This is a genomic window from Kitasatospora sp. NPDC048540, from assembly GCF_040651175.1.
In the GTDB taxonomy this organism is placed as follows: Bacteria; Actinomycetota; Actinomycetes; order Streptomycetales; family Streptomycetaceae; genus Kitasatospora.
Genome location: NZ_JBEZIR010000034.1, coordinates 1 through 24,408 on the forward strand (window position 1 = coordinate 1; position 24,408 = coordinate 24,408).

At 73.4% G+C, this 24,408-nt stretch carries 18 protein-coding genes; 9 read left to right on the forward strand and 9 right to left on the reverse strand.

Translation table 11 applies throughout. The features are described 5' to 3' along the window. Positions 1 to 107: 107 nt before the first annotated feature. Both AB0D08_RS16080 and AB0D08_RS16085 read right to left on the reverse strand, forming a co-directional pair. On the reverse strand, positions 108 to 2,489 hold the full coding sequence (locus tag AB0D08_RS16080; RefSeq protein WP_359889254.1) for a glycosyltransferase family 39 protein: 2,382 nt from the start codon (positions 2,487 to 2,489) through the stop codon (positions 108 to 110). Positions 2,490 to 2,702: 213 nt separating this feature from the next. Then, positions 2,703 to 3,842 (reverse strand): alpha/beta hydrolase-fold protein, encoded by a 1,140-nt coding sequence (locus tag AB0D08_RS16085; protein ID WP_359889257.1) that lies wholly within the window; start codon positions 3,840 to 3,842, stop codon positions 2,703 to 2,705. Positions 3,843 to 4,057: 215 nt separating this feature from the next. On the opposite strand from AB0D08_RS16085, the gene AB0D08_RS16090 reads away from it, so the two are divergent. Beyond that, entirely contained in the window at positions 4,058 to 4,783 is a 726-nt protein-coding gene (locus AB0D08_RS16090) for a HEAT repeat domain-containing protein (protein ID WP_033824751.1), read from the forward strand. 55 nt (positions 4,784 to 4,838) lie between these two features. On the opposite strand, the gene AB0D08_RS16095 is transcribed toward AB0D08_RS16090, so the two are convergent. Both AB0D08_RS16095 and AB0D08_RS16100 read right to left on the reverse strand, forming a co-directional pair. Further along, positions 4,839 to 6,155 (reverse strand): VanZ family protein, encoded by a 1,317-nt coding sequence (locus AB0D08_RS16095; RefSeq protein WP_359889259.1) that lies wholly within the window; start codon positions 6,153 to 6,155, stop codon positions 4,839 to 4,841. 83 nt (positions 6,156 to 6,238) lie between these two features. Further along, positions 6,239 to 6,646: a hypothetical protein gene (locus AB0D08_RS16100; RefSeq protein WP_033824749.1), complete on the reverse strand. Its 408-nt coding sequence runs from the start codon at positions 6,644 to 6,646 to the stop codon at positions 6,239 to 6,241. 137 nt (positions 6,647 to 6,783) lie between these two features. Here AB0D08_RS16100 and AB0D08_RS16105 point away from each other — a divergent pair, with 137 nt between their 5' ends. Then, entirely contained in the window at positions 6,784 to 8,679 is a 1,896-nt protein-coding gene (locus AB0D08_RS16105; protein ID WP_033824767.1) for an AfsR/SARP family transcriptional regulator, read from the forward strand. A gap of 17 nt (positions 8,680 to 8,696) precedes the next feature. Here AB0D08_RS16105 and AB0D08_RS16110 read toward each other — a convergent pair whose 3' ends face one another. The 3 genes from AB0D08_RS16110 to AB0D08_RS16120 all read right to left on the reverse strand — a co-directional run bounded on the left by AB0D08_RS16110 (position 8,697) and on the right by AB0D08_RS16120 (position 14,050). Further along, positions 8,697 to 9,740 carry a LacI family DNA-binding transcriptional regulator gene (locus tag AB0D08_RS16110; RefSeq protein WP_033824748.1) on the reverse strand — a complete coding sequence of 348 codons (1,044 nt, stop codon included), beginning with the start codon at positions 9,738 to 9,740 and terminating at the stop codon, positions 8,697 to 8,699. 161 nt (positions 9,741 to 9,901) lie between these two features. Next, the gene (locus AB0D08_RS16115; protein WP_359889334.1) at positions 9,902 to 12,436 is read right to left on the reverse strand and encodes a discoidin domain-containing protein; all 2,535 of its coding nucleotides are present in this window, start codon (positions 12,434 to 12,436) and stop codon (positions 9,902 to 9,904) included. A gap of 369 nt (positions 12,437 to 12,805) precedes the next feature. Continuing rightward, positions 12,806 to 14,050 carry an ROK family transcriptional regulator gene (locus AB0D08_RS16120; RefSeq protein ID WP_359889263.1) on the reverse strand — a complete coding sequence of 415 codons (1,245 nt, stop codon included), beginning with the start codon at positions 14,048 to 14,050 and terminating at the stop codon, positions 12,806 to 12,808. A gap of 145 nt (positions 14,051 to 14,195) precedes the next feature. Between AB0D08_RS16120 and AB0D08_RS16125 the strand changes: the two genes are divergently transcribed. The 4 genes from AB0D08_RS16125 to AB0D08_RS16140 are packed head-to-tail and all read left to right on the forward strand — an operon-like array spanning position 14,196 to position 18,642. After that, a complete protein-coding gene (locus tag AB0D08_RS16125) occupies positions 14,196 to 15,512 on the forward strand; it encodes a sugar ABC transporter substrate-binding protein (RefSeq protein WP_359889266.1) in 1,317 nt (438 codons plus the stop codon). Between the two features lies 1 nt (position 15,513). Continuing rightward, positions 15,514 to 16,431, forward strand: a complete 918-nt coding sequence (locus tag AB0D08_RS16130; RefSeq protein WP_082527077.1) for a sugar ABC transporter permease — start codon at positions 15,514 to 15,516, stop codon at positions 16,429 to 16,431. Next, positions 16,424 to 17,266, forward strand: coding sequence for a carbohydrate ABC transporter permease (locus AB0D08_RS16135; RefSeq protein ID WP_359889268.1), 843 nt, complete (start codon positions 16,424 to 16,426; stop codon positions 17,264 to 17,266). Before AB0D08_RS16130 ends, AB0D08_RS16135 begins: the two co-directional genes overlap by 8 nt. Before the next feature lie 35 nt (positions 17,267 to 17,301). Next, positions 17,302 to 18,642 (forward strand): GH1 family beta-glucosidase, encoded by a 1,341-nt coding sequence (locus AB0D08_RS16140; protein ID WP_359889270.1) that lies wholly within the window; start codon positions 17,302 to 17,304, stop codon positions 18,640 to 18,642. 82 nt (positions 18,643 to 18,724) lie between these two features. On the opposite strand, the gene AB0D08_RS16145 is transcribed toward AB0D08_RS16140, so the two are convergent. Next, positions 18,725 to 20,788: a CocE/NonD family hydrolase gene (locus AB0D08_RS16145; protein ID WP_033824568.1), complete on the reverse strand. Its 2,064-nt coding sequence runs from the start codon at positions 20,786 to 20,788 to the stop codon at positions 18,725 to 18,727. A 127-nt stretch (positions 20,789 to 20,915) separates the two neighbouring features. Then, positions 20,916 to 21,749, reverse strand: a complete 834-nt coding sequence (locus AB0D08_RS16150) for a helix-turn-helix transcriptional regulator (RefSeq protein ID WP_359889273.1) — start codon at positions 21,747 to 21,749, stop codon at positions 20,916 to 20,918. A gap of 510 nt (positions 21,750 to 22,259) precedes the next feature. On the opposite strand from AB0D08_RS16150, the gene AB0D08_RS16155 reads away from it, so the two are divergent. The 3 genes from AB0D08_RS16155 to AB0D08_RS16165 all read left to right on the forward strand — a co-directional run bounded on the left by AB0D08_RS16155 (position 22,260) and on the right by AB0D08_RS16165 (position 24,377). Continuing rightward, on the forward strand, positions 22,260 to 22,412 hold the full coding sequence (locus tag AB0D08_RS16155; protein WP_158515620.1) for a hypothetical protein: 153 nt from the start codon (positions 22,260 to 22,262) through the stop codon (positions 22,410 to 22,412). Positions 22,413 to 22,419: 7 nt separating this feature from the next. Further along, positions 22,420 to 22,737 (forward strand): hypothetical protein, encoded by a 318-nt coding sequence (locus tag AB0D08_RS16160; protein ID WP_033824569.1) that lies wholly within the window; start codon positions 22,420 to 22,422, stop codon positions 22,735 to 22,737. A gap of 230 nt (positions 22,738 to 22,967) precedes the next feature. Continuing rightward, positions 22,968 to 24,377, forward strand: a complete 1,410-nt coding sequence (locus tag AB0D08_RS16165; protein ID WP_158515621.1) for a CHAP domain-containing protein — start codon at positions 22,968 to 22,970, stop codon at positions 24,375 to 24,377. Positions 24,378 to 24,408 lie beyond the last annotated feature (31 nt).

A 24,408-nucleotide genomic window follows, 5' to 3' on the forward strand; every position in this document is an offset into this window, starting at 1 on the left:
TCTTGGAGAGCGGCGGCCGGTCGTAGGGGCGGTGCGGCTCGTCGCCGAGCAGCGAGATCCGGCCCTCCCAGCCTCCGCGCCGCAGGCCCAGGGCGTGACGTGTGGTGCTACTTCGCCGTCAGGTCGTAGAGCGTGGTGCTGCCGACCGTCTTGGCGGTGAAGTTGGCCTCGACCCAGGCGGTGATCTTGGAGGAGTCGTTGCCGGAGGAGCCGGTGGCGGAGGCACCCTCGCCGCCCGCGCCGCCGGTCGTACCGCCGCGCATCCCGCCGCCCATGCCTCCGCCCATGCCGCCACCGCCGATGAAGTAGTGGATCTTGCCCTCGGCGACGTACTGCTGGAAGGCCTCCAGGCTCAGCGACGGGTCGGTGCCGTTGAAGCCGCCGAGCGCCATCACCGGCTCACCGGTGGCGAGTTGGTAGCTGGCCTGGTTCTGCGAACCGACTGCGGCAGCCACCCAGGTGTACGAACCGGCATCCTGCTTCAGCAGCGCGGCGACCTCGCTGCTGACCTGGGCACCGTTCAGCAGGCCGCCCATGCCGCCACCGCCGCCCATGCCACCCATCCCGCCGCGGAAGCCCTCCCCGCCACGGGTACCGGTGCCACCCGTACCCGTACCCGTACCGCCCGGCGTCTGGCCGGGGAACCCGCCACCCGCGAACCCGCCACCCGGGAACCCACCGCCCGGGAAGCCGCCGGTCTGCCCGGTGCCGCCGGCCTGGCCGGTACCGCCCGGGGCTGTGCCGCCACCGGGGAAGGCGCCGCCCGGGAACCCGCCGCCCGGGAAGCCCATCCGGCCACCGCCCGGACCCCCGCCGCCCGGACCGCCGAAGCCGTTGGCGCTCTGCACTCGCGGCCCGGCCGTCACGATCGAGCCCGAGTGCCCGGTGGAGACCGTGTCCACCGCGTACGCGGCCGGGCCGCCGAGCGCGGCCGCCAGCGCGGCCAGCCCCGCCACCGCCCCGAGCCGGGCGCCGGTCCGGCCGGTCATCCGGCCCGCCGCGAGCAGCACCACGGCCGCCGCCAGCCCGCCCACCAGGACCGTCCAGCGCAGCCACGGCAGGAAGTCGGCGCTGCGCCCCAGCAGCACGTACGCCCACCAGGCGGTCACCGCGACCACGCCGGCCAGCAGCGCCGCGTACGGCATCCGGCGGCGGGCCCGCCACAGGCCGTCGACGCCCATGCCGACCAGTGCGGCGACCGCCGGGACCAGCGCCACCGTGTAGTACTGGTGGAAGATGCCGGACATGAAGCTGAAGGTCAGCCCGGTCGCCAGCAGCCAGCTGCCCCAGACCAGGAACGCGGCGCGGGCGCTGTCGCTGCGGCCGTAGCGGCGGGTGGCCCACAGGCCGGCCGCCAGCAGGATCAGCGCGGCCGGGATCAGCCAGGCGATCTGGCCGCCGATGTCGCCGTCGAGCAGCCGGGTGATCCCGGTGCTGCCCCACATCCCGCTGCCACCGCCCGGGCCGCCGCCGCGGCCGCCGCCACCGCCGCCGACCGAACCGGTCTCGTCGCCGGTGATCCGGCCGAAGCCGTTGTAGCCGAAGGTGACCGAGAGGAAGTCGTTGTCCTGCGAGCCGCCGATGTACGGCCGCGCCGAGGCGGGCACCAGCTCGACGATCGCCACCCACCAGCCGGCCGACACCACCAGCGCGAGCCCGGCCAGCAGCAGTTGGCGGACCCGGCGCCCCAGCCCGGTCGGCGCGATCACCAGGTAGATCAGCGCGAACCCGGGCAGCACCAGGAAGGCCTGCAGCGTCTTGGTGAGGAAGCCGAAGCCGAACATCACGCCGGTGAACAGCAGCCACCGGGTGCTCGCCGTCTCGGTCGCCCGCAGCAGGCCGTACGCGGCCAGCGTCATCAGCAGCACCAGCAGCGCGTCCGGGTTGTTGAACCGGAACATCAGCGCCGCCACCGGGGTCAGCGCCAGCGTCGCGCCGGCCACCAGGCCGCCGAGCGGCGAGAACCGGCGGCGCACCGCCGCGTACACCGTGCCGACGGTCGCGACGGCCATCAGCACCTGCGGGGCGAGGATGCTCCACGAGCTGAGGCCGAAGAGCCGCACCGACAGGGCCATCGGCCACAGCGACATCGGGGGCTTGTCGACGGTGATGAAGTTCGCGGCGTCCGAGGAGCCGTAGAAGAAGGCCTTCCAGCTCTGGCTGCCGGCCTGGACCGCGGCCGAGTAGAAGGCGTTGGCCCAGCCGGAGGCGGTGAGGTTCCAGAAGTACAGCGCCGCGGTGGCGGCGAGCAGGCCGAGCAGCGCGGGGCGGGCCCAGCGGGGGTCGTCCGGGCGGCCGCGCCAGGCGCGGGCCGGCAGGGTGCGCAGCCGTCCGCCCCGGGAGCCCGGGCCCTCGGGGCCGGGCGCGGGCGCGGTGGCGGGCGGGAACGGGTCGTCGACCGCGGCCCGGGCCGGCGGCACCGGCGGCGGGTGGTCCGCAGCCTCGGGCCACGGTTCGCTGGTCGGAGGAACGGAGTCGGTCGTGGTCATGGGCATACGCTCGCGGCCCTGCCTGAGAGGTCCGTGAACGCGTCCTATGAGCGCCCTGTGATCTGCCGGAAGTCACCCGTCCGGCTCAGCCAGGGTCGGGGGCAGCCCCTCCTGGGCAGGGCCGCAGCGCTGCCGGAGGTGTGATCGGAGGTGTGGTCGGAGGCGCGGTCGCCGCGCGGTTGCCGCGCCGTACGGGGGTGGGGTGGCGGAGCGTCAGGCCTGCCGGGAGGCGGGCTGCGGCGGGGTCAGCCGCTTGCCCAGCCAGGCCATCGCGGGCGGGATCTCCCGGGTCCAGGTGTGGAAGTTGTGGCCGCCGGTGCTCAGGGTGATGGTGGACAGCTGGGTGGGGGCCTTGAAGGCGGCCACCAGCTTCTGGGTGTCCTGGTAGTTGTCCTCGTTCAGGCTGGTGGCGAGCAGCAGCGAGACCGGCGGGGCGGGCCGGTTCTCCAGCCGCCACAGCAGGTCGTTCTCGCGCTTGAGGTCGGCGTTGCCGCCGAACAGGTCACCGGTGGTGGGGTCGGACGGCGCCTCGTAGTAGCCGGACAGCGACACCGCCGAGCGGTACGCGTCGGGCTTGCGCAGCGCGAACTTCAGCGCGCAGTACCCGCCGGTGGAGTCGCCCATCACCGCCCGCGCCTCCGGCTTGTCGTAGATCCGGTAGTCGGTGGCCATCGCCTTCGGCAGGTCGGTGGTGAAGAAGGTCTCCACCTGCGGACCGTTCGGGATGTCCATGCACTCGGTGTCGCGGTTGCCGACGCCCGCCGGGGTCGGGCGCATCATCACCAGCACGGTCGGCGGCAGCTGCCCGGCCTCGATGCCCTTGAGTGCGGTCTCCGGGTACTTCAGCAGGCTGATCAGCTTCTCCGGGATGCCGGGGTAGCCGGAGAGCACCAGCGCCATCGGGAACCGGCTGCCGGCGAACTCCGGCTGGAAGTACTGCGGCGGCAGGTAGACGTAGGCGTCCGAGTTCAGCCCGGAGGCCTCGCCGCGGATGTCGATCTTCTCGATCTTCCCGGAGCGTTCCTTGGCCGGGCCCTGCGCCGAGTACATCTTCTGCTCGCCGGTCACCCGGATCGCCTTGCCGCCCGGCTGGTGGTCCACCACCTGGCCGGGGGCGCCGTCCAGACCGAGCAGGTCGCTCCAGGTGCTGTAGAAGCCGAAGTACGAGTTGGCCACCAGGCCGAGTGCGGCCAGTACCACGACCTGGGTCCCGAAGAACGCCCCGAGCCGCCCGAGCCACGCCTTCCAGCCGTTCCCGCCGAGTCTGGGCCACAGCCACATGGTGGCGGCGAACGCGGCGACCGCCAGCAGGGCGACGATGATCTGAAGCGGGAGTCCGGTGAGGCTTGGCACCAGCTGATCGTAATTGACCGGTGCTGCCGATCTGAGAGCGGGCTGGGCGCAGTCTGGGGGATGGCTAGGAGTCAGCCCCGTCGCCGTTGGCCACCCGGGTCGTTCGCGTGAGGCCGGTCTGTCCGACACGGCGCCTGACGCGGTGCCTGACGTGGCCCTAGGATCGGCGCCGGTCCGCCGACCGGTGCGGCCGAGGACATGGAGACGGCACCCGTATGACGATCGATCCGGTCGGACCGACCACCGACGAGCTGTTCGCCGCCGCCCGGTGTGAACTGGCCGACGAGGAAGAGGACGCCCCGGTGCCGCACCTGGTTGCGCTGCACCGTCGGCCGACCCGGGAGGTCTTCGAGCGGGCGGCCGCCCTGCTCGGCCACGACGAGCCGCAGGAGCGGGAACTCGGCGCGCGGATCCTGCGGGAGCTCGGGGCGCCGGACGAGGACGGGCGACGCCCGTTCGGCGCCGAGACGGTGGCGGTGGTGCTGCGGGAGCTGGCCGACGAGCCGGACCCCTGGGTGACCCACCTGATGCTCTCCGTCATCGGCTACCACGGCGCACGCGAGGCGCTCGACCTGGTGCTCTCCTACCGGGACCACGCCGCGCAGCCGGTCCGGTTCGCCGTCGCCGCGGCGCTGCCCGGCCTCGCGGACCCGGACCGGACCGAGGAACGCGTCGTCGACGCACTGCTGGCCCTCGGCCGGGACACCGACACCGACGTCCGCTGGTACGCCCTGTACGCGCTGTTCAACGAGACGGTGGGGGACGGGAGGGTGGGGCCGGACGCGGAGCGGCGGCGGGGCTGGGCCGCCGGGCTGGTGGCCGACGCCGACGGCGACGCCGAGCGGCTGGCCCAGTTGCACCACCTCGGTTCGACCCTGGAACCGGACGACGACGCTGTGCTGCACGGGCTGCTGACGCGTCCTGAGCGGCCGGGGTCTTAGCGGCTGAGGCCCTGAGCGGCCGCGGTCCTGAGCAGTCGGCCGTCCGCCCGGCGGGTCAGTGGCCGGGCCCGGCCGGATCCCCGTCCGTGAACGGGGCACCGGTCACCGCGTCCAGCACCACCAGGGCCCGGCCCGGTCCGTCCGGCGCGGGCGTCGCCAGGCCGGCCGGCGCCAGCGAGAGCAGCCAGCACACGTGCCAGCCGCCCGAGCGGTCCGCCTTCGCCAGCAGCTCGCCACCGGTCACCGTCATCCCGGGGCGGGCGGCCAGCGCCCGGGCCTGCTCGGCCGTCACGGCTGGCTTCGGCAGTGCCGGACGCGGCACGTTGCGGGCAGTGAACGACACCACCCGGCGGTCGTCGCCGACGATCACGTCGAGCCGCATCGGCATCAGCACTCCGTCCACCCGGGACCGCCACTGCACCAGCTTCGCCTGGCTGCCGGGGCCGCCCGCCGGGAAGACCACGGTGGCCGAGTCGGCCACCGCCCACGGGAAGTGCGCACGGGCGAAGCCGGTACCGATCGCCAGCGCGTCCTGGTCCGACAGCGGCGGGTGGCCGCCCGGCTGCTCGGCGACCGCGCCGAGAACGCCGGAGGTGATCTCACGTGAGGGCCAGTCGAGCACCAGGTTGCCCGCCGGAGTGGCGACCTCCAGCCGCCCGGGCTGCCCGAAGCCGCCCGCCGTGAACTGGACCCGCCCCGGCGAGGTGCCGGCGCCGAAGAAGGCGTGTGCGGCATCGACCGCGGCCGTGGTCTGGGCCTGGTCCGCCCGGTGGCCGTCGCTGGTGTCGGAGACCACGAACAGCAGTGCCGGCGCCGCGACGGCGGCCAGCACCGCCGCCCCGCCGGCCCCGACCAGTGCACCGAGCCGCAGCTCCCGGCCGAACGGCCGACGACCGCCGCGCCCGAGCCACAGCCGGCCGATCAGGCAGCCCAGCAACGCACCGGCCAGGTTGGCCTCCAGGTCCGCCGAGTCGCACGCCCGGCCCATGCCGGAGACCAGCGCCTGGGTGACCTCGACGGCCCCGGACAGTACGGCGAGCGAGGCGGCGACCGGCAGCGGACGCCGGACCGCGAGCGTCAGGAAGAGGGCGGCGGGTACGAACAGGGCCGCGTTCAGCAGACCTTGGTCGGCCAGCAGTGCCCCGACGACGTCCCGTTGCACCGTGCACGCCATCGAGGCGGGGGCCTGCGGGCTCAAGGGGCAGAGCGTGGCGGCCAGCACCAGGGAGAGCGAGACGGTGGCACCGAGCGCCGCCACCACCGGCAGCCGGTACCGGCGGGCGGCGAACCACACCGGCGCGCCGGCCAGCACGGACAGGACCGCGCAGAGCACGAGGATGGAGTGGTTGCCGCGGAGGGCTGCTTCGATCATGAGGCGGGTGTTCCTGGGTCGGGAGGCACTGGTCGGGCCGGCGGGCCGGGCCCGCCCCGCAGGGCAGGCCCGGCCGGGGAGTGTCAGCAGATGCCGACCGGGGCGTTGTAGAAGGTGCCCTGGCCGTCCACCTGCATCCAGCCGACCACGTCGGAACAGTCGGTGAAGCCCAGATCGGTGAAGTTCTGCATCCGCGAGGTGCCGGAGGTCTGGGTGATCCAGCCCTTCGCGTAGCTGTAGCCGTGGTAGTTGAAGCCGAGCTGCTGGGTGATGGTCCCGCCGCCGGTCTTCTCGTACCACTCGTCCATCCGCCAGTAGCCGGTCCCGTCGTACTGCGGTGTGATCTCGGTGAAGAGGTTGCCGTTGGACAGCTTGGTCTTGGACGCGTACGGAAGGTAGTTGCCGCGCGCCGAGGCGGCGGGTGCCAGGGCGAGGGTGAGCGCGGCGAGGCCGGCCGAGACCGCCAGAACCGGGCGAATGCGCATCGTCATGCCTTTCGTGGAGGACCCGGAGGAGTGCCGGGCCGGACGGAGGAAAACATCGTTCCTCCGTCCGCCAACGAACGGCTAACATCCAACTCACTTGCGGCTCATCACATGTGATGGATCGTCGAATACGGGGGCGGGGCATGGGGATGCGCTTCGGCGTGCTCGGACCATTGACGGTGCACGACGATCACGGGCCGCGGCCGGTGACGGGGGAGAAGGTCCGGCTGCTGCTCGCCGCGCTGCTGCTGCACGGCAACCACGTGGTGTCGGCCGAGCAGCTGCGGCGCACGCTGTGGTGCGGCGGGCCGCCCAGGACGGCGCGCTCCGCCCTGCACAACCACGCGGCGCGGCTGCGCCAGGCGCTCGGACCGCAGGGCGGCGGCCGGGTGCGGGCCGTCCCGTCCGGCTACCTGATCGAGGTCCTGGACGGGGAGCTGGACGCCGACGCCTTCGTCTCCCACCTCCGGCGGGCCCGCGCGGCCCGGTCCGAGCGGGACCGGCCCACCGCCCGCAGCGAGACCGCCGCCGCACTCGCCCGGTGGCGCGGCCGGCCCCTCGCCGACCTGCCCGCTCTCGCGGACCGGCCCGAGGTCGCCGGTCTGGTGGAGCAGCATCTGCAGGCCCTCGAGTGGCACTACGAGGACCAGTTGCAGCTGGGCCGGACCGACGGACTCGCCGCCGACCTCGCGACGCTGGTCGCCGAGAACCCGCTGAAGGAGGCGTTCCACCGGCAGCTGATGCTCGTCCTGCACCGGTCGGGCCGGACCGCGGAGGCGCTCGCGGTCCACCAGCGGCTGCGCCGGACCTTGGTCGACGAGCTGGGCATCGAACCCGGCCCCGCCGTCCGGCAGGCGCACCGCGAGGTGCTGGGCGCCCCGCCGGCCCCTGCCCAACCGGTCGCCGGGCCACCTACCGCCGGGCCTCCCACCGTCGCGCGGCCCGTGCCGGGCCCGGTCCGGACGAGGTCGCAGCTCCCGCGGGACCTGCCGGACTTCACCGGACGCGGAGCCGAACTGGACGCCCTGCAGCGGCAGCTGGGCGCAGCGGGCGACCCCGCGCCACCGAAGGTGCTGGTGGTCTCCGGCATGGCCGGCATCGGCAAGACCGCCCTGGCGGTGCACGCTGCGCACGGCCTGCGGTCGCAGTTCCCGGACGGCCGGCTCCATGCCGACCTGCGGGGCCTGGGGCCGGGCCCCGCCCGCAACCCCTTCGACCTGCTCGCCCGCCTCCTCACCGACCTCGGGCTGCCGGACCGGGACGTCCCCCGGCACGCCGACGACCGGGTGGCCCGCTACCGGGCCCTGCTCGCCGACCGCCGGGTGCTGATCGTCCTCGACGACGCCCGCGACGCCCGACAGGTGGCCCCACTGGTACCGGGCACCGGCGGTTCGGCCGTCATCGTCACCAGCCGCAGGCCGCTCGCCGCCCTCCCCGGCGCGGCCCGGATCACGCTCGGCCCGCTGACCCGCTCCGAGCAGTACGAGTTGCTGGCCGCGGTGTGCGGCGCCGAGCTGATCGCCGCCGACCGCCGCTCGGCCGACCGGATCCTGGACGCCTGCGCCGGGCTGCCCCTGGCCGTCCGGATCGCCGCCGCCCGGCTGGCCGGGCGGCCCGCCGCCGCGCTGGGCACCCTGGCGCGACGGCTGTCCCGGGCCGAAGCCCGTCTCGACCTCCTCGCCGTGGACCACCTCGCCGTCCGGGAGTCCTTCTCGACCAGCTACGACGCCCTGCGCACCAGCTCGAACCCGCTGGAACGGGAGGCGGCCAGGGCGTTCCGGCTGCTCGGACTGAGACCGGACCGCCCGCTGTCACTGCGGGCGGCCTCCGCGCTGCTGGACGAGGAGCCGGACCGTGCCGCCGATCTGTTGGACGTCCTGGTCGACGCCCAACTGCTGCAGCGCCCACGGCCGGACTCGTACGGGTTCCACGACCTGATCGGCGAGTTCTCGGCCGAGCGGGCGGCGCGCGAGGAGGCGGGGGAGGACCGGGAACGGGCGCTGTCGCGGCTGCTCAGCTGGTGCGCGGCCGGGGCCTGACGGCGGTCGGGCGGCGGTCAGGCGGACTCGCGGACGACCAGGCGGGGTTCGAACAGGACGGAGACGGGACCCTCGCCGGGGTGTTCGATCCGGTCGAGCAGCAGGGCGGTCATCCGCTGGGCCATCTCCTCGACCGGCTGGCGGACCGTGGTGAGCCGGGGGTGGGCGGTCGTGGCGGCGCTGCTGTCGTCGAAGCCGACCACGGCGACGTCGTCGGGCACCCGGCGGCCGTGCTCGCGCAGGACCGCGAGCACGCCCTGGGCCATCAGGTCGTTGGCCGCGAACACCCCGTCCAGGTCCGGGTGTTCGGTGAGCAGCCGGGTCATCGCGGCGGCGCCGCCGGCCAGCGTGAAGTCACCGGCCGCCTCGGGGGCCCAGGGCCGGCCGTGCCGGGCCATCGCCTCGCGGAAGCCGGCCTGCCGGTCCTGTCCGGCGGGCAGGGCGGCGGGCCCGGTGACGGTGACCACCCGCCGGCAGCCGCGGGCGGCGAGGTGGTCGGCGGCCAGCCGGGCGCCGTCGTGGTTGGCGAGGTCGACGTAGCTGAGCGGCAGCGGGGTGGCGGGCCGGCCGAACAGCACGGTCGGCAGTCCGGCCTCGGCGAGCCGGGCGGGCAGCGGGTCGCCGGCGTGGGTGGAGACCAGCAGGGCGCCGTCGGCGCTACCGCGCCGCAGGTAGCCGACGGCCTGTTCGCGGGAGGCGGGGTCGTCGGCGAGCATCAGGACCGGGTGCATGCCGAGCGGGCGGAGTCCGCCGAGCACCCCGCCGACCACCCGGCCGAAGAACGGGTCGGTGAACAGCATCCCGTCGCCGCCGGTCCGCCCGGCCCCGGAGACGATCAGCGCGACGGTGTCGGCCCGCCGGGTGACCAGCGAGCGGGCGGCGCCGTTCGGGACGTACCCGGTGGCGGTGACCGCCCGGCGGACGGTCTCCTGGATGGCGGGGTCGACGTTGCGCACGCCGTTGACCACCCTGGAGACGGTGGAGCGGGACACCCCGGCCACCCGTGCGACGTCCTCCAGGGTGGCCGGGCGGGCTGCCGTGCGCTGGAGGGCGTCAGTCATACGCGTTGTTATAGCACTTGGGCGACACGCCGTCAGGCGGGCCGGGAGAGCGCTCCACCCGCGGGGCCTGTCAGGACCGGCCCCGCGGGTGGAGCGCGCGTTCAGGGGGATCGCTCGTCGAAGCGGACCTGCTCGGGGGCGTCAGCCGTGGCCGGGAAGGCTCACGGGTAGGAGACCACGTTGGACGGGGTGGTCGAGGTGCCCGAGGTGGCCGCGCCGAAGTCGTTGATCACGTGGTCGAACTGGCCTTTCCCGCCGAGCGAGTTGACCAGGATGTCGTGGAACTTCACGCCCGGCCGGTTCGGGGCCTCGAAGCCGTGGTCCATCCGGATGGTCGGGTCGACGTTGAAGTAGCAGTACGAGCCGAGGCCCCAGCCCTCGTGGACGGTGACGTTGTCGTCCACCTTGTAGGCCGCGAAGCCCTTGGTGGCGCCGTTCTGGACGGCGGCCTGGTCGGGGGCGTCGTAGGCGATCTCGTTCTGGTAGAAGATCGTCCGGCCGCGCTCGCCGGACCACTCCACGTCGTACTTCTTGAAGTGCTCCACGAACAGGCCGGTGGCCAGCACGTCGTTGCCGCGCACCACCATGCCGTAGTCGGACGGGTTGGCCGTCCAGCCGACTCCGGCGCCGTGGTCGGCGCGCCACAGCCAGGTGTGGTCGACGATGGTGCTGTTGGCGTTGACCACCATGGCGGTGGTGGCCGAGCCGGGGCCGGCGCCGCCGATGCGGGCGAAGACGTCCTGCACGGTGGTCGGGTCCGCCGCGTGGTCCGCGGTGGCGCCGTCCGGGCCGACCTGGAGCAGCGCGGGGGAGTTGACGGTGCCGGCGTCGAACAGCAGACCGGCCAGCCGGATGCCGTCCACGTCGGCGGTGCGCATCGCGACCACGCCGTTGTCCGGCACCACGGTGGCCAGGCCCAGGCCCAGCACCACGGTGCCGGGCCGGGTGACCTCGATGGTCCGGTCGACGTGGTAGACGCCTGGGGTGAACAGCAGGTTGAGGCCCTGGGCCAGCGCCTGGTCGATGGTGGCCGCGGTGGCGCCGGGCTTGACCACGTAGAACTGGCTCAGCGGCAGCGAGGTGCCGCCGCCCGGGCCGTTCGCCCAGGAGACGCCGGTGGCGTTGGTGCGCTTGCCGGGCACGAAGACCTTGTAGTCGTTGCCGTCCAGGTAGAGGAACGGCTTCTCCCGGGAGACCGGGGTGGTGGCGAGCGTGGTGTACGGCGGGTTGGGGAAGCCCTGCGCGGGGGCGCCCTGGACGCCGGAGAAGGTCTGGTTCCAGACGCCGTTGGTGAAGCCGCCGATCGCGCTGTCGCGGGTGTACCACTGCTGCTGCGAGTAGTTGCCGACGGTGCCGTCGATCTTCGAGTCGGCGATGTAGCCGCCGCTGGCCCAGCCGTAGCCGTTGGGGGCGAGGTTGAGGCCGCCCTGGACGTGCATCCGGCGGAACGGCGCGGCCTGCGAGACCGCCCAGCGATCGGTGCCGCTGACCGGCTTCAGTGAGAGGTTCTCCGCCGAGCGCCAGAAGTTCTGGGTGGCGTTGCCGCCGAACCAGCCCGCGTCCACGGTGACGTCGCCGTTGAACACGGTGTCGTCGGGGCTGAGCCCGAGGCCCGCGATCGAGGTGTAGAAGCCGATCTGGGCGTTGATGTTGCTGTACGTGCCGGGCTTGAACAGCAGTGCGTAGCGGTCGCTGCCGAACTGGTTGGACTCCTGCTTGGCGAAGACCTCGTCCACCTTGGCCTGGATGCCGGGCGTGGCCGGGTCGAAAACCAGCACGTTCGGCCCGAGGTCGCCGCCGCCCTGGACCGGCGGCACGCTCGGGCCGCCGCTGCCGGTGTGCACGGCCAGCTCCCACAGCGAGTAGCCCCAGGCGGTGCCCCGGGCGGTGCCGTTCATCCGCAGGTACCGGCCGGAGCCGGAGACGGAGAGGGTCTCGGTGCCGCCGGTGCCGGTGGTGGTGGAGTAGACGGTGGTCCAGTTGGTGCCGTTGTCGGAGGTCTGCAGCTGGTACGCCTTCCCGTACGCGGTCTCCCAGTTGAGCACCACCTGGCAGATCTGCTGGGTGGAGCCCAGGTCGACCTGGAGCCACTGCGGGTCGCTCGCGGCGGAGGACCAGCGGGTGCCGGTGGAGCCGTCGACGGCGAGCGCGGCGCCGGTGCCGCCGTTCTCGGTGGAGGAGGCGGTGGCGGGCCGGCCCTGGGCGGCGTTGGCGGTGCCGCAGCCGCCCGGGGTGGTGCCGGTGAAGGAGCCGAAGACCTGGAACTCCCAGAGCGAGTAGCCGTAGCCGGTGCCCCGGGTGATGCCGTTCATCCGCACGTACCGGCCGGAGCCGGAGACCGTGAGGGTCTCGGTGCCTCCGGTGCCGGTGGTGGTGGCGTAGACGGTGGTCCAGGTGGTGCCGTCGGCGGAGGTCTGGATCTGGTACGCCTTGCCGTACGCCGCTTCCCAGTTGAGCACCACCTTGCCGATGGTGGCGGTGGCGCCGAGGTCGACCTGGAGCCACTGCTGGTCACTGGCGGCGGAGGACCAGCGGGTGCCGGTGGAGCCGTCGACGGCGAGCGCGGCGCCGGTGCCGCCGTTCTCGGTGGAGGAGGCGGTGACCGCCTTGCCCTGGGAGATCAGGGTGTCGGCGGCGTGTGCGGCGGTGCTCGGAAGGGCGAGCACCGCACCGCAGAGCAGGGCCAGGCCGAGCAGTCCGGCCGAGCCGCGCCGGCCGGGGCCGGTCCGGCCGTCGGGGCGTGCTGAAGTGAGCCTCACGGGCTTCTCCTGCGATGGGTGGGGTGGGTGGGGGTGACGCGGGTGGGGGCGCGCGGGGGTGGCCGGCCGGGCCCGGCGGAGGGTGTCCGGCGGGCGGCGCAGGGGCGCCGGTCAGGTGGCGGGCCCGGGTGGGGCGATGGCCGGGAGAGCGCTCCCCGGCAGGAGTCTCGGGGCGTCCGAGAGCGGGTGTCAACCCCCGTGCCGGGAATCGCACTGGGCGTCATCTTCCGTGCCGGACGGCCGGGTTGATCAGCCCGAGGGCCTGTGTGGACGGGATCGCCGCTGGTGGCGGCCGGTCCCGGCCGGTCAGCTCGCGGCGGGCGCGGCCGGACCGGAACGGTCCGGGAATTCGCCGCCCGAGTCGAGGAACTGGGACAGCGGCAGGGTGGCCGCGCCGACCGTGACGGCGTCCGGGCCGAGCCGGCCGAGTTCGATCGAGGTCTGCGCCCGCGGGAAGCGCAGCGCGTACGCGGTGGCGGCGTCCCGGACGGCGGGAAGCAGCCGCGGGCCGAGCATCAGGCCCGCCCAGCCGCCGATCACGATCCGCTCCGGGTTGAACAGGTTGACCAGGTCGGCGATGGCCGCGCCGAGGTACTCGGCGGCCTCGTCCAGCAGCTCGACGGCGGCGTCCTCGCCGGACTCGGCGGCGGCCAGCAGCGCGGCCAGCCCCGCCTTCTCGCTGCTCCCGGCCGGTGCGGCGCCCCACCTCTCGACCAGCGCCTCCGCGCCGACGTAGGCCTCCAGGCAGCCGCGCGAACCGCACCGGCACAGCCGCCCGCCCACGTGCACCTTGGTGTGGCCCCACTCGCCGGCACTGCTGGTGGCGCCGCGGAAGCGGGCGCCGTCGGCGATCACGCAGGCGCCGACGCCGGAGCCGAACAGCGCCACCACCGCGTGGAGCGCACCCTGGCCCGCACCGAACCACATCTCGGCCTGGCCGAGCGTCTTGGCGCCGTTGTCGACGAACAGCGGCAGGTCGGTGCCGGCCCGCAGCAGCCGGCCGAGCGGCACGGCGTCCCAGTCGACGGTCTGGCTGTGCACCACGATGCCGAGCCCGTGCTCGGCCGCCGCGCCCTGCTCGACGATGCCGGGCACCCCCACGCCGACGCCGAGCACGGTCTGCGGGTCGGTGCCGGTACGGGCCAGTACCTCGGCGAGTCCGGTGAGGATCAGCTCGACCACGTGGTCGACGTCGTGGCCCTTGTCGGACAGTGGGTGGTCGCTGGCGGCGAGTTCGGTCAGGGCCAGGTCGAACAGGGCGACCCGGACCTGGGTCTCACCGACGTCGACGCCGACCAGGTGGGCCCGCCCCGGGGTCACCTGGAGCAGGATCCGCGGCCGTCCGCCGTCCGACTCCACCGAGCCGCACTCCTCGACCAGCCCGTCGGCGAGCAGTTCGCCGGTCACGTTGCTGACCGAGCCGGCGCTCAGGCCGGTGATCCGCCCCAACTCCTGGCGGCTGAGCGGCCCGTCGAAGTACAGCCGGCGCAGCAGCGTGGATCTGCTGCCCCGCCGCAGGTCACGTACGGTCTGCTTGCCTCGAAGCGTCATGGACTCTCCCTCCTGGGCTGAATCTATCGCTGCGCGAAGTCTTGACGCCAGCTTTTCTCACACGTTAAATCACGCCTTGAAGTAAGCCGCTGGGCTTCGCACTTCACCCCCCACCACGCCACCCCGCCCGAGAGGGGCAACGGTCATGCGCATCAACCGCCTCGCCGCCGCCACCGCATTTGCCGCCACGCTCGCCCTGACCGTCGGCGCCTGCGGCGGGGGCTCCAGCAGCTCCGGTGGCGGCGACAACAGCAGCCCTAAGACTCTCACGTACTGGGCCTCCAACCAGGGCACCAGCCTGGAGAACGACAAGCAGGTCCTGGAGCCGGAACTGAGAAAGTTCGAGCAGCAGACCGGCATCAAGGTGAAGCTGGAGGTGGTGCCCTGGTCCGACCTGCTGAACCGGATCCTCGCCGCCACCGCCTCCGGCCAGGGCCCCGACGTGCTGAACATCGGCAACACCTGGTCCGCCTCGCTCCAGGCCACCGGCGCACTGCTGCCCTTCGACGACGCCACCTTCGCCAAGATCGGCGGCAAGGACCGCTTCCTGCCCGCCACCATCGCCTCGGCCGGCGCCGCCGGCAAGGACCCGGCCGCCGTCCCGCTCTACTCCATGGCCTACGGCCTCTACTACAACAAGAAGGCCTTCGCCGCGGCCGGCATCGCGAACCCGCCCGCCACCTGGGACGAACTGGTCGCCGACGGCCAGAAGCTCACCAAGGACGGCAAGTACGGGCTCGCCATCGAGGGCGGCAACGTCTCCGAGAACGTCCACCACGCCTTCGCGCTCGGACAGCAGCACGGCACCGGCTGGTTCGACGCCGCCGGCAGGCCCGCCTTCGACAGCCCCGAGGCGGTCGGCGCCGTCAAGCAGTACGTCGACTTCATCGCCAAGGACAAGATCGCCGCCCCCGGCAACGCCGAGTACGCCAACAACCAGTCCGTCACCGACTTCGCCACCGGCAAGGCCGCGATGCTGATGTGGCAGTCCGTCGGCGCCAACCTCACGTCGCACGGCATGAACCCGGACGACTTCGCGGTCGCCCCGATCCCCGTCCCGGCCGGCGCCACCGGCACCAAGGCCACCACCTCGATGGTGGCCGGCATCAACCTGGCCGTCTTCAGGAACACCAAGAACCTGGACGGCGCCCTGCAGTTCGTGAAGTTCATGACCGGCGACGACGAGCAGAAGCAGCTCAACAAGACCTACGGCTCCATCCCGCCGGTCAAGGCCGCCCAGGCCGACCCCGCCTTCGCCACCCCGGAGCTCAAGGCGCTCTCCGACGTCCTCGCCACCAGCGCCCGGCCGCTGCCCCAGGTCGCGAACGAGAGCCAGTTCGAGACCCTGGTCGGCACCGCCGTGAAGAACCTGCTCGCCGGGGCCGCCGCCGGGAAGCCGGTCACCGACGACACCGTCAAGGCCGAACTCACCAAGGCCCAGCAGCAGATGCCGGCCAACTGACGTGATCCGCAAGCGACTCGGCCGCACCGGCCTGCCCTACCTGCTCCTGCTCCCCGCCCTCGCGCTGGAGCTGCTGATCCACCTGGTGCCGATGGTGGTCGGCATCGTGATGAGCGCCAAACAGCTCACCCAGTTCTTCATCCGGGACTGGTCCGCCGCACCCTGGGCCGGCCTCGGGAACTACCGGGTGGCGGTGGACTTCAGCGCGCCGATCGGCCGGTCGCTGCTCAACTCGTTCTGGGTGACCTGCGCCTTCACCGTACTGTCGGTCGGCCTGTCCTGGCTGATCGGCACCGCGGCGGCGATCTTCATGCAGGACGCCTTCAAGGGCCGGGGGCTGCTGCGCGCGGCCTTCCTGCTCCCGTACGCGCTGCCGGTGTACGCCGCCGTGATCACCTGGTCGTTCATGTTCCAGCGCGACACCGGCCTGGTCAACCACCTGCTGCACGACCAGCTCCACCTCACCTCCGGCCGGCCGTTCTGGCTGATCGGCGACAACAGCTTCACCGCGCTGGTCACCGTCTCGGTCTGGAAGTCCTGGCCGTTCGCCTTCCTCACCCTGACGGCCGGCCTGCAGAACATCCCGCGCGAGCTCTACGAGGCCGCCGCGATGGACGGCGCCGGCGTGTGGCAGCAGATCCGCCGGATCACCCTGCCCTCGCTGCGCCCGGTCAACCTGGTCCTGGTCCTGGTGCTGTTCCTGTGGACCTTCAACGACTTCAACACGCCCTACGTGCTGTTCGGCAAGTCGGCGCCGCAGGCCGCGGACCTCATCTCCATCCACATCTACCAGTCCTCCTTCGTCACCTGGAACTTCGGCTCCGGCTCGGCCATGTCCGTCCTGCTGCTGCTCTTCCTGCTGCTGGTGACGGCCGGCTACCTGTTCGCCACCTCGCGCCGGAAGGGTGCCGATGATTGACCCGCCCGCCTCCTACCGGTGGACCCGCCGGATCGCGCTCACCGTCCTGCTGGCCTTCACCCTCACCCCGGTACTGGTGATGCTCAGCTCCTCGCTGAAGCCGCTGCAGGACGTGCAGGGACCGTTCCGCTGGATCCCCAGCACCATCACCCTCCGGCCGTACGCCGACATCTGGAAGACCGTCCCGCTGGGCCGCTACTTCGTCAACTCGCTGATCGTCTCGGGCGGCGCCACCGTCTGCTCGGTGCTGATCGCGATCCTCGCCGCGTACGCCGTCAGCCGCTACCGCTTCCGGGGGCGGCGGCTGTTCACCGTCACGGTGCTCTCCACCCAGATGTTCCCCGGGATCCTGTTCCTGCTGCCGCTGTTCCTGCTCTTCGTGAACATCGGCAACTCCACCGGCGTCGCCCTCTACGGCAGCCGCGGCGGACTGATCCTCACCTACCTCACCTTCTCGCTGCCGTTCTCGATCTGGATGCTGGCCGGGTACTTCGACTCCATCCCGCGCGACCTCGACGAGGCCGCCGCCGTGGACGGCTGCGGCCCGCTGCGGACCCTGGTGCGGATCGTCATCCCCGCCGCCGTCCCCGGCATCGTCGCGGTCGCCGTGTACGCCTTCATGACCGCCTGGGGCGAGGTGCTGTTCGCCTCCGTGATGACCAACGACGAGACCCGCACCCTCGCCGTCGGCCTCCAGGGCTACGCCACCCAGACCGACGTGTACTGGAACCAGGTGATGGCCGCCTCCCTGGTGGTCAGCGTCCCGGTGGTGGCCGGCTTCCTGCTGCTGCAGCGCTTCCTGGTCGCCGGGCTGACCGCCGGCGCCGTCAAGTGATCCTCCGTCGGACAACCCTCCCCGAAAGGCATGTCGTGAACGACCTCAGTGCTCTCCCGGACGGATTCGTCTGGGGCGCGGCCACCGCCGCGTACCAGATCGAGGGGTCCGTGGCCGCTGACGGCCGCGCACCCTCCATCTGGGACACCTTCTCCCACACCCCGGGGAAGGTCGCCGGCGGCGACACCGGCGACACCGCCTGCGACCACTACCGCCGCTGGCCCGAGGACCTCGCCCTGATGAAGCAACTCGGCCTGGACGCCTACCGGTTCTCCATCGCCTGGCCCCGGGTGGTGCCGCACGCCGACGGCCGGGTCAACGAGGCCGGCCTCGGCTTCTACGACCGGCTGGTGGACGCCCTGCTGGAAGCCGGCATCACCCCCTTCCCCACCCTCTACCACTGGGACCTCCCGCAGGCCCAGCAGGACCGCGGCGGCTGGCCCGAACGCGACACCGCGCTGCGCTTCGGCGAGTACGCCGAGACCGTCGCGGAGCGCCTCGGCGACCGGGTCACCCACTGGGCCACCCTCAACGAACCGCTCTGCTCCGCCTGGATCGGTCACCTCGACGGCGACATGGCCCCCGGGTGGCAGGACCTGACCGCCGCCGTCCGCGCCTCCTACCACCTGCACCTCGGCCACGGCCTCGCGGTACGGGCGCTGCGGGAGCACGTGCCCGGCGCCCGGATCGGCATCGTCAACAACCTCTCCACCATCCGGCCCGGCAGCGACCGCCCGGCCGACCACGAGGCCGCCCGCCGGGCCGACGGCCACATCAACCGCTGGTGGCTCGACCCGGTGCTCGGCCGCGGCTACCCGCAGGACATGGTCGACCTCTACGGCGTGGAACTCCCGGTCCAGGACGGGGACATGGAGCTGATCTCGGCCCCGCTGGACTGGCTCGGCCTGAACTACTACTTCCGCCAGATCGTCGCCGACGACCCCACCGGCCCGGCCCCGTACTTCCGCCAGCTGCCCGGCCCCGGCCCCGAACACACCGCGATGCCCTGGGAGGTGCATGCCCCCGGCATCGAGGAGCTGCTGCTGCGGCTGACCGAGGAGTACGGCGCCCGGCAGCTCTACGTCACCGAGAACGGCGCCGCCTACCGCGACACCGTCGCCCCCGACGGCACCGTCCACGACCCGGAGCGGACCGCCTACCTGGAGCGGCACCTCGCCGCCTGCGCCTCCGCCGCCGCCCAAGGAGCCCCGCTGGCCGGCTACTTCGCCTGGTCGCTGCTGGACAACTTCGAGTGGGCCTACGGCTACGACAAGCGCTTCGGCCTGGTCCGGGTCGACTACGAGACCCAGCAGCGCACCGTCAAGACCAGCGGCCACCGGTACGCGGAGCTGATCCGCACGCACCGGGCCCGCTGAGCCCGCCCCCTCCCGGACCACCCCCGAGCGGGCCCGGCGCCGGCCGCCGAGCCCCGCGGCATGCCGGACCCCCTGACCGGCCTCAGCAGGCCGACCGCGGGATCCGGCGCTCCCAGTCGCGTTCGAACAGCACGTCGCCGCCATCCAGCGCCCGCAGCCGGTTGCGGGTGACGAAGTGCGTGGCATCGCAGCGGATCTCCGCACGGAGCTGCACAGTGGCGTCCCAGCCGATCTCCGGGCGCTCCAGCCGGACCGTCAGATCGGTCCTGGCCTGCGCGCTGAGCGGGTCGTCGGCACGGATCCGGTACGCCTCCACGGTGTGCTCCGCGACGACCAGGCCGTCGGGCAGGGTGTACGGTCCGGCCGGTCCCGGCGACGCCTCCAGCCGCCACTCGCCGGCCGCGACGTCGTGCACCAGCAGCCGCTCGGGCCTGGCGGTGAGCGGCTCGGACACCCGCACGGCGAGCGGGGCCGCCTGCTCGGGCGCCTCGAAGGCGACCGGCGGGCTGCCCGCGTCGGCGGCCAGGTGGCGGACCGGCAGGGTGAGCACGCTGCCGCCGGGGTCGACCTCGAAACCGGCCGCGTCCGGCTGCGGCCACACCCACGGCCAGTACGCGGAGGACAGCGCCAGCCGGATCCGGTGGCCGGCCGGGAAGTCGTGCGCGATGCCGGCCAGGTCGAACTCCACCTCCTCGACCGCGCCCGGCTCCCAGTCCACCACCCGTTCGGTGCCGTGCCGGGCGGACAGCCCGAGCACCCCCCGGGTGACCAGCGCGGACGAGCCGTCCGGCGCCACGTCGCAGAGCCGGGCGGCGACCTGCCCGCGCCGGGTGTCGCAGCGCAGCCGCAGCCGTACGCCGGGCCGGCCGAGCAGCTCGACCGGTTCGGGCAGCGGCGCGGAGTCGAAGCAGACCGACCTGCCGTCCTCCTCCCGCTGGTCCGGCGGCAGGTCGGCGCCGCCACCGGCGGGCACCTGGCGTCCGGCGTCCACCCCGGTGTGCTGCGGCGAGCGGACCCGCACGAAGCGGTCGGCGGAGGCGGTCCCGGCGCCCCGCAGCGCACCGTCGAGACCGTAGCGGACCTCCCGGACGTCGGGGGAGGGCCAGCCGTCCTCGCCCACCCAGCGGCCGGGCCGGTTGGCGTACGCGGCGGCCGGCGGCACCGACTCGTTCATCCAGCTGCGCAGCGCGGGTCCGTCTGCGGTGCCGCTGCCGGTGTCGGTACCGCTGCCGGAACCGCTGTCGCTGCCGGGGCCGTGCAGCCACCGGTCCCACCAGCGCAGGGTCTCCTGGAGGAAGCCGATGGCGGGGCCCGGTGGCAGCCCCTGGTCGGGGTACTGCCGCGGCCACGGGCCGATGATGCCGCGGGTGGGCGCGTCCAGTTGCTCGACCAGCCGCAGTACGGCGTCCCGGTGCGGGTCGGCCCAGCCGCCGACAGCCAGGACGGCGGCGGTGATCGCGTGGTGGCGGTCGCGGATGCCGCCGTCCCGCCAGTAGGCGTCCCGGCTCTGGTGGGCGAGCCGCCGGTGGACCACCGGTTCCAGGGCGTCCAGGCGCTCCAGCCACAGCTGCCGCCAGCGGTCGCCGACGTAGCGGGGGTCCGGTGGGCGGGCGGCCGAGGCCAGGTCGGCGCAGGTGCGGTTCTGCAGGCCGGTCGCCAGCAGCGTTCCGCCCAGGTAGTGGGCGTCCTCGTGGTCCTCGTCGCCGGCGCAGACCGCGACCACGGCCCGGAGCGGGGCCGGGTCGAGCGCGGCGACCCGCAGCGCGGTGCGGCCGCCGCGCCCGAGGCCGAACATGCCGACCCGGCCGCTGCACCAGGCCTGCCCGGCCAGCCACTCCACCACGGCGACGCCGTCGGCCGCCTCCGTCCCGGTCTGCTCGTCCTCGGGCAGGCCCTCGGAGTTCCCGTGGCCGCGGGCGTCGACCCGGACACCGGCGTAGCCGTGGCCCGCGTACCAGGGGTGCCGCTCGGCGTCCCGCGCGGCGGTCCGGTCGGTCAGCCCGTACGGCAGGTACTCCAGCAGGGCCGGTACCGGCCGCTCGGTGACGGGCCGCCAGATCCGGCCGAACAGCAGGGTGCCGTCGGGCAGCGGGATGTGTACGTCCTCGCGGGTGGTCGGGTACGGGTACGAGGTGGGGTGCCGCATGGTGCCTGCTCCCTGGGCGTGGGTGGTGGTGCGGGGTGGCTGCCGGCGGTCGCCGAATTCCGACAATAGTGGACATCTCGGCGTCGTTCCGGTCAGCGGCCCTCCGCGCCCCGCCGCCCGGGGCGGGTCAGAGCCAGCCCCTGTGGGCGGCCTTGATACCTGCCTCGAAGCGGCTGCTGGCGCCCAGGCGCTCCATGATCGAGGACATGTGGCGGCCGACCGTCCGCGACGAGATGCCGAGGCGCTGGCCCGCGGCGTCGTCGGTGAGACCGGAGCTCAGTAGGCGCAGGAGCTCGCGTTCGGTGGGCGTGAGGCTGGTCCGGGGGTCTTCGGGGCTGGCGGCGCCGAGCGGGACGGCCGTGTTCCAGGCCTGCTCGAAGAGGTCGAGCAGAGCGGCGAGGATCCCGGGCTCGGTGACGTAGAGGGCGCCTTGGCGGTTGTCGGCGGGATCGATGGGGACCAGGGCCTGGGCGCGGTCCACGATGACCAGCCGCTGGGGGGTCGCGGGGATGGTGCGGACCTCGCTGTCCCGGCTGAGGAGCCAGTGGGCGTAGGCGGTGACGTGGGGCTGGTTGCGGACCGTGCTCTGGTAGAGGGTGCGCATCGTGATCCCGCGCCCGAGCGCCTCGGTGTCGGCCGGGCGGCTCGCGAGGAGGTCCTCGGGGCGCTGGTTCCCGGGCTGGCTGCTGAGGATCTCGGTGGTGGCGCAGTGGCCCATCCGTTCGAGGCGATGGTGGATGGCGTCGATGCCGAGCAGGCGTTCGCCGTGGTTCGTCCGGTGCGAAGCGCGTTCGGCGACCATGCGCGAGACGGCGGCCCGGGAGGTCGCCAGCTGGGCCTGGCGTGCGGCGAGGTCGGCCTCCTGGCCGGCGAGGATGCCGGCCAGGCCGATCTCGGGGCTGACCGCGCGCATCTGCCCCGGGCGCTCGGCGGAGACGCGTACGAGGGTGAGCTGGGACAACTCGTCGAGGTGGTCGTGCGCCTGGGTCGAGGTCAGGCCGCAGCGGGCGGCGAGCTCGTCCAGGCCGTCCCGGGATGGTCGAGCATCGCCTGGTACAGCCCTGCGGCCGCGGCGGTCAGTCCCAGTACCTCGAGCATCCGTCCCCCTGGTTCACCGGCCCTGTCGGGCCTGCGATCGTCTCGCCGCATTCAAACAGGCCTTCGATCGATTGCTCAAGATCGTTTTTGGCCGTTCGGGCCGTCCCGTGCGCATGTGCGCAGGTGGGGTCATGGGTCGCCGGGCCGTCGGAGGTGTCCACGGCCTGACGTGTCCATGAACCCATGTCCGTCTCCGGACAGTCCGGTTGGCGCCATCCGGAACGTCTTCCGGTGCCTGCGGCGAGCGGGAAAGCTGTACCTCGCCGCCAGGGGGACGAACCCGGGGCGGCGGCCGGACGGAGCGCCAACCGCGGGGCGCCCCACCGGTACCGAACTGCCACACCATCAGCACCACGAGCGAAGGACCACCACCATGTTCCGCGCCCGTATCGTCCAGGCCGCCGCGGTCGCCTCCGTCGCCGTCGCCGCGATCGTCCTCGCGCCCTCCGTCGCCACGGCCGCGACCCAGGCCGGTGCCCCCGTCGTCCGGACGGTGTCCCAGGACAGCCTCGGCTGGGGCGGCTGAGCCGGCCGTGGAGGCCGCCTACGCCAGCCTGATCCACCGACGGTCCGGCGAGCCCGTCCCGTCGGACGAACGGGCCGAGATCGTGGACGTCCTGTGGGCCCACGCGCTGTCCGACGACGGACTCCAGCACGTCAGTGCGCGCCCCGCCCCCGGGCGGATCGACCTCCTGCTCTACTTCCTCGGCCGCTCCTGCGCCGGTGACCCCGACGCCGTCGAGCGGGCCCACGCCCTGATCTCCCGGAGCCACCGCGCCTCGCCCTGGCTCAACCGGCGCTACCTGCCACCCGAGCCGCTCGCGCCGCGCGAGACTGCCGCCGCCTGCTGAACGGGTGGCGGCCGTCCGGCCCGCCGCCATCGAGTGGACCGCCGCCGCTCCTCCGCCGTACCCGGGCCCCGGCCACCCGCTCCCGCGTCGAGCGTGCGGCGCTGTTCCCCCGCGACGGTCCGCGCCGACCCGTGCCGCCGGGCGGTCCGCGTCGACCGACGCACCAACTCTCCCCGCGCCTCCCGTGCGCGTTCCAGCCGAACCGTCCTCCCGAAGGGGTCACCATGTCCATGTCTCGTCGCACGACCACGGCCGCCGGCGCCGCCGCCCTGCTGCTCGGCTCCGGACTGGGTCTCCTGTCCGCTCCGTCGGCCCAGGCGGCCACCGGCAGCGACATCGCCGCCACCGCGGCGGGGCAGGTCGGCAACAACGCCTGCGGCAACGGAGGCGCCGGCTACTACGCGTCCGGCACCGGCCAGACCTCGAGCTGCTCCGGCGGCACCACCGCCCACGCCTGGTGCGCCGACTTCGCCGGCTGGGTCTGGGCACAGAACGGCGCGAAGAACCTGGGCGTGCTGAACAACCTTGCCAACAGCTTCCAGACCTACGCCAACAACAACCAGGGCGGACTGTCCTCCACCCCGCACGTCGGTGACGCGGTGTTCTTCCACCCGAGCGGCTACAGCTCCTCCTTCACCGAGGACGACCACGTGGCGATCGTGGTCGCGGTCAACGGAAACGGGACGATCGACTACGTCGGCGGCAACCAGGGCGGAGCGCCCGGGAAGGTCTCCCGGAACAACGGCATGCCCGGGACGGTCGGCGCCTACGAATGGACCGTCAACGGCACCGCCGTCCATCTCGCGGGCTACGCCGCTCCGGTACTGAGCAACTCCGCCCCGACGGCGCCCAACACCAAGCCGGCGCTGGGCAACAAGGGTTCGATCATTGCCTCGGACGGCAATCAGGTGACGTTCACGCGTGATGCGGGTTCGGGGCATCTGCAGGTCACGTACCTGCCGGTGGGTGGGGGCTGGGCGACGGCGGATCTGACGGGGATGACGGGCGGGGCCGCCGCGGGTGGTGGTGCTCCGGCGGCGTTCCTGCAGGCCAACGGCACGCTCGGGGTGGTGACGGCGGACGCGGCCAACGGGCACCTGCGGGTGACCTACCAGCCGTCGGGCGGTGGCTGGCAGACCACCGATCTGACCAGCAGCTTCGGCGCTCCGGTCAGCGACGGTGATGTGAGCACCCAGGTCGATGCGTCCGGCACGCTGTCGATCTTCAGCCGTAACTCCCTGAACGGTCACGTCAATCTGACCTACCTGCCGACCAGTGGCGGCTGGCAGAACTTCGATCTGACGGACAACGTGGGGGCGGCGGTCTCCGGTGGTGGTGCTCCGGTGGCGTTCCTGCAGGCCAACGGCACGCTCGGGGTGGTGACGGCGGACGCGGCCAACGGGCACCTGCGGATCACCTACAAGCCGGCCGCCGGTGCCTGGCAGACCAGTGACCTGACCGGCAGCTTCGGCGCCGCCACCTCGGACGGCAACGTCAGCTCGGTGCTCGGCAACGACGGCACCCTCGCCCTCTACAGCCGCAACGCCGGCAACGGCCACCTCAACCTGACCTACCTCCCGAACGGCGGCGCCTGGGCCACCACCGACCTGGCCTACCAGGCAGGCACCCCCGCCATGTGACGGGAGACCCAGGGCGGCGGGCCCCGCATCC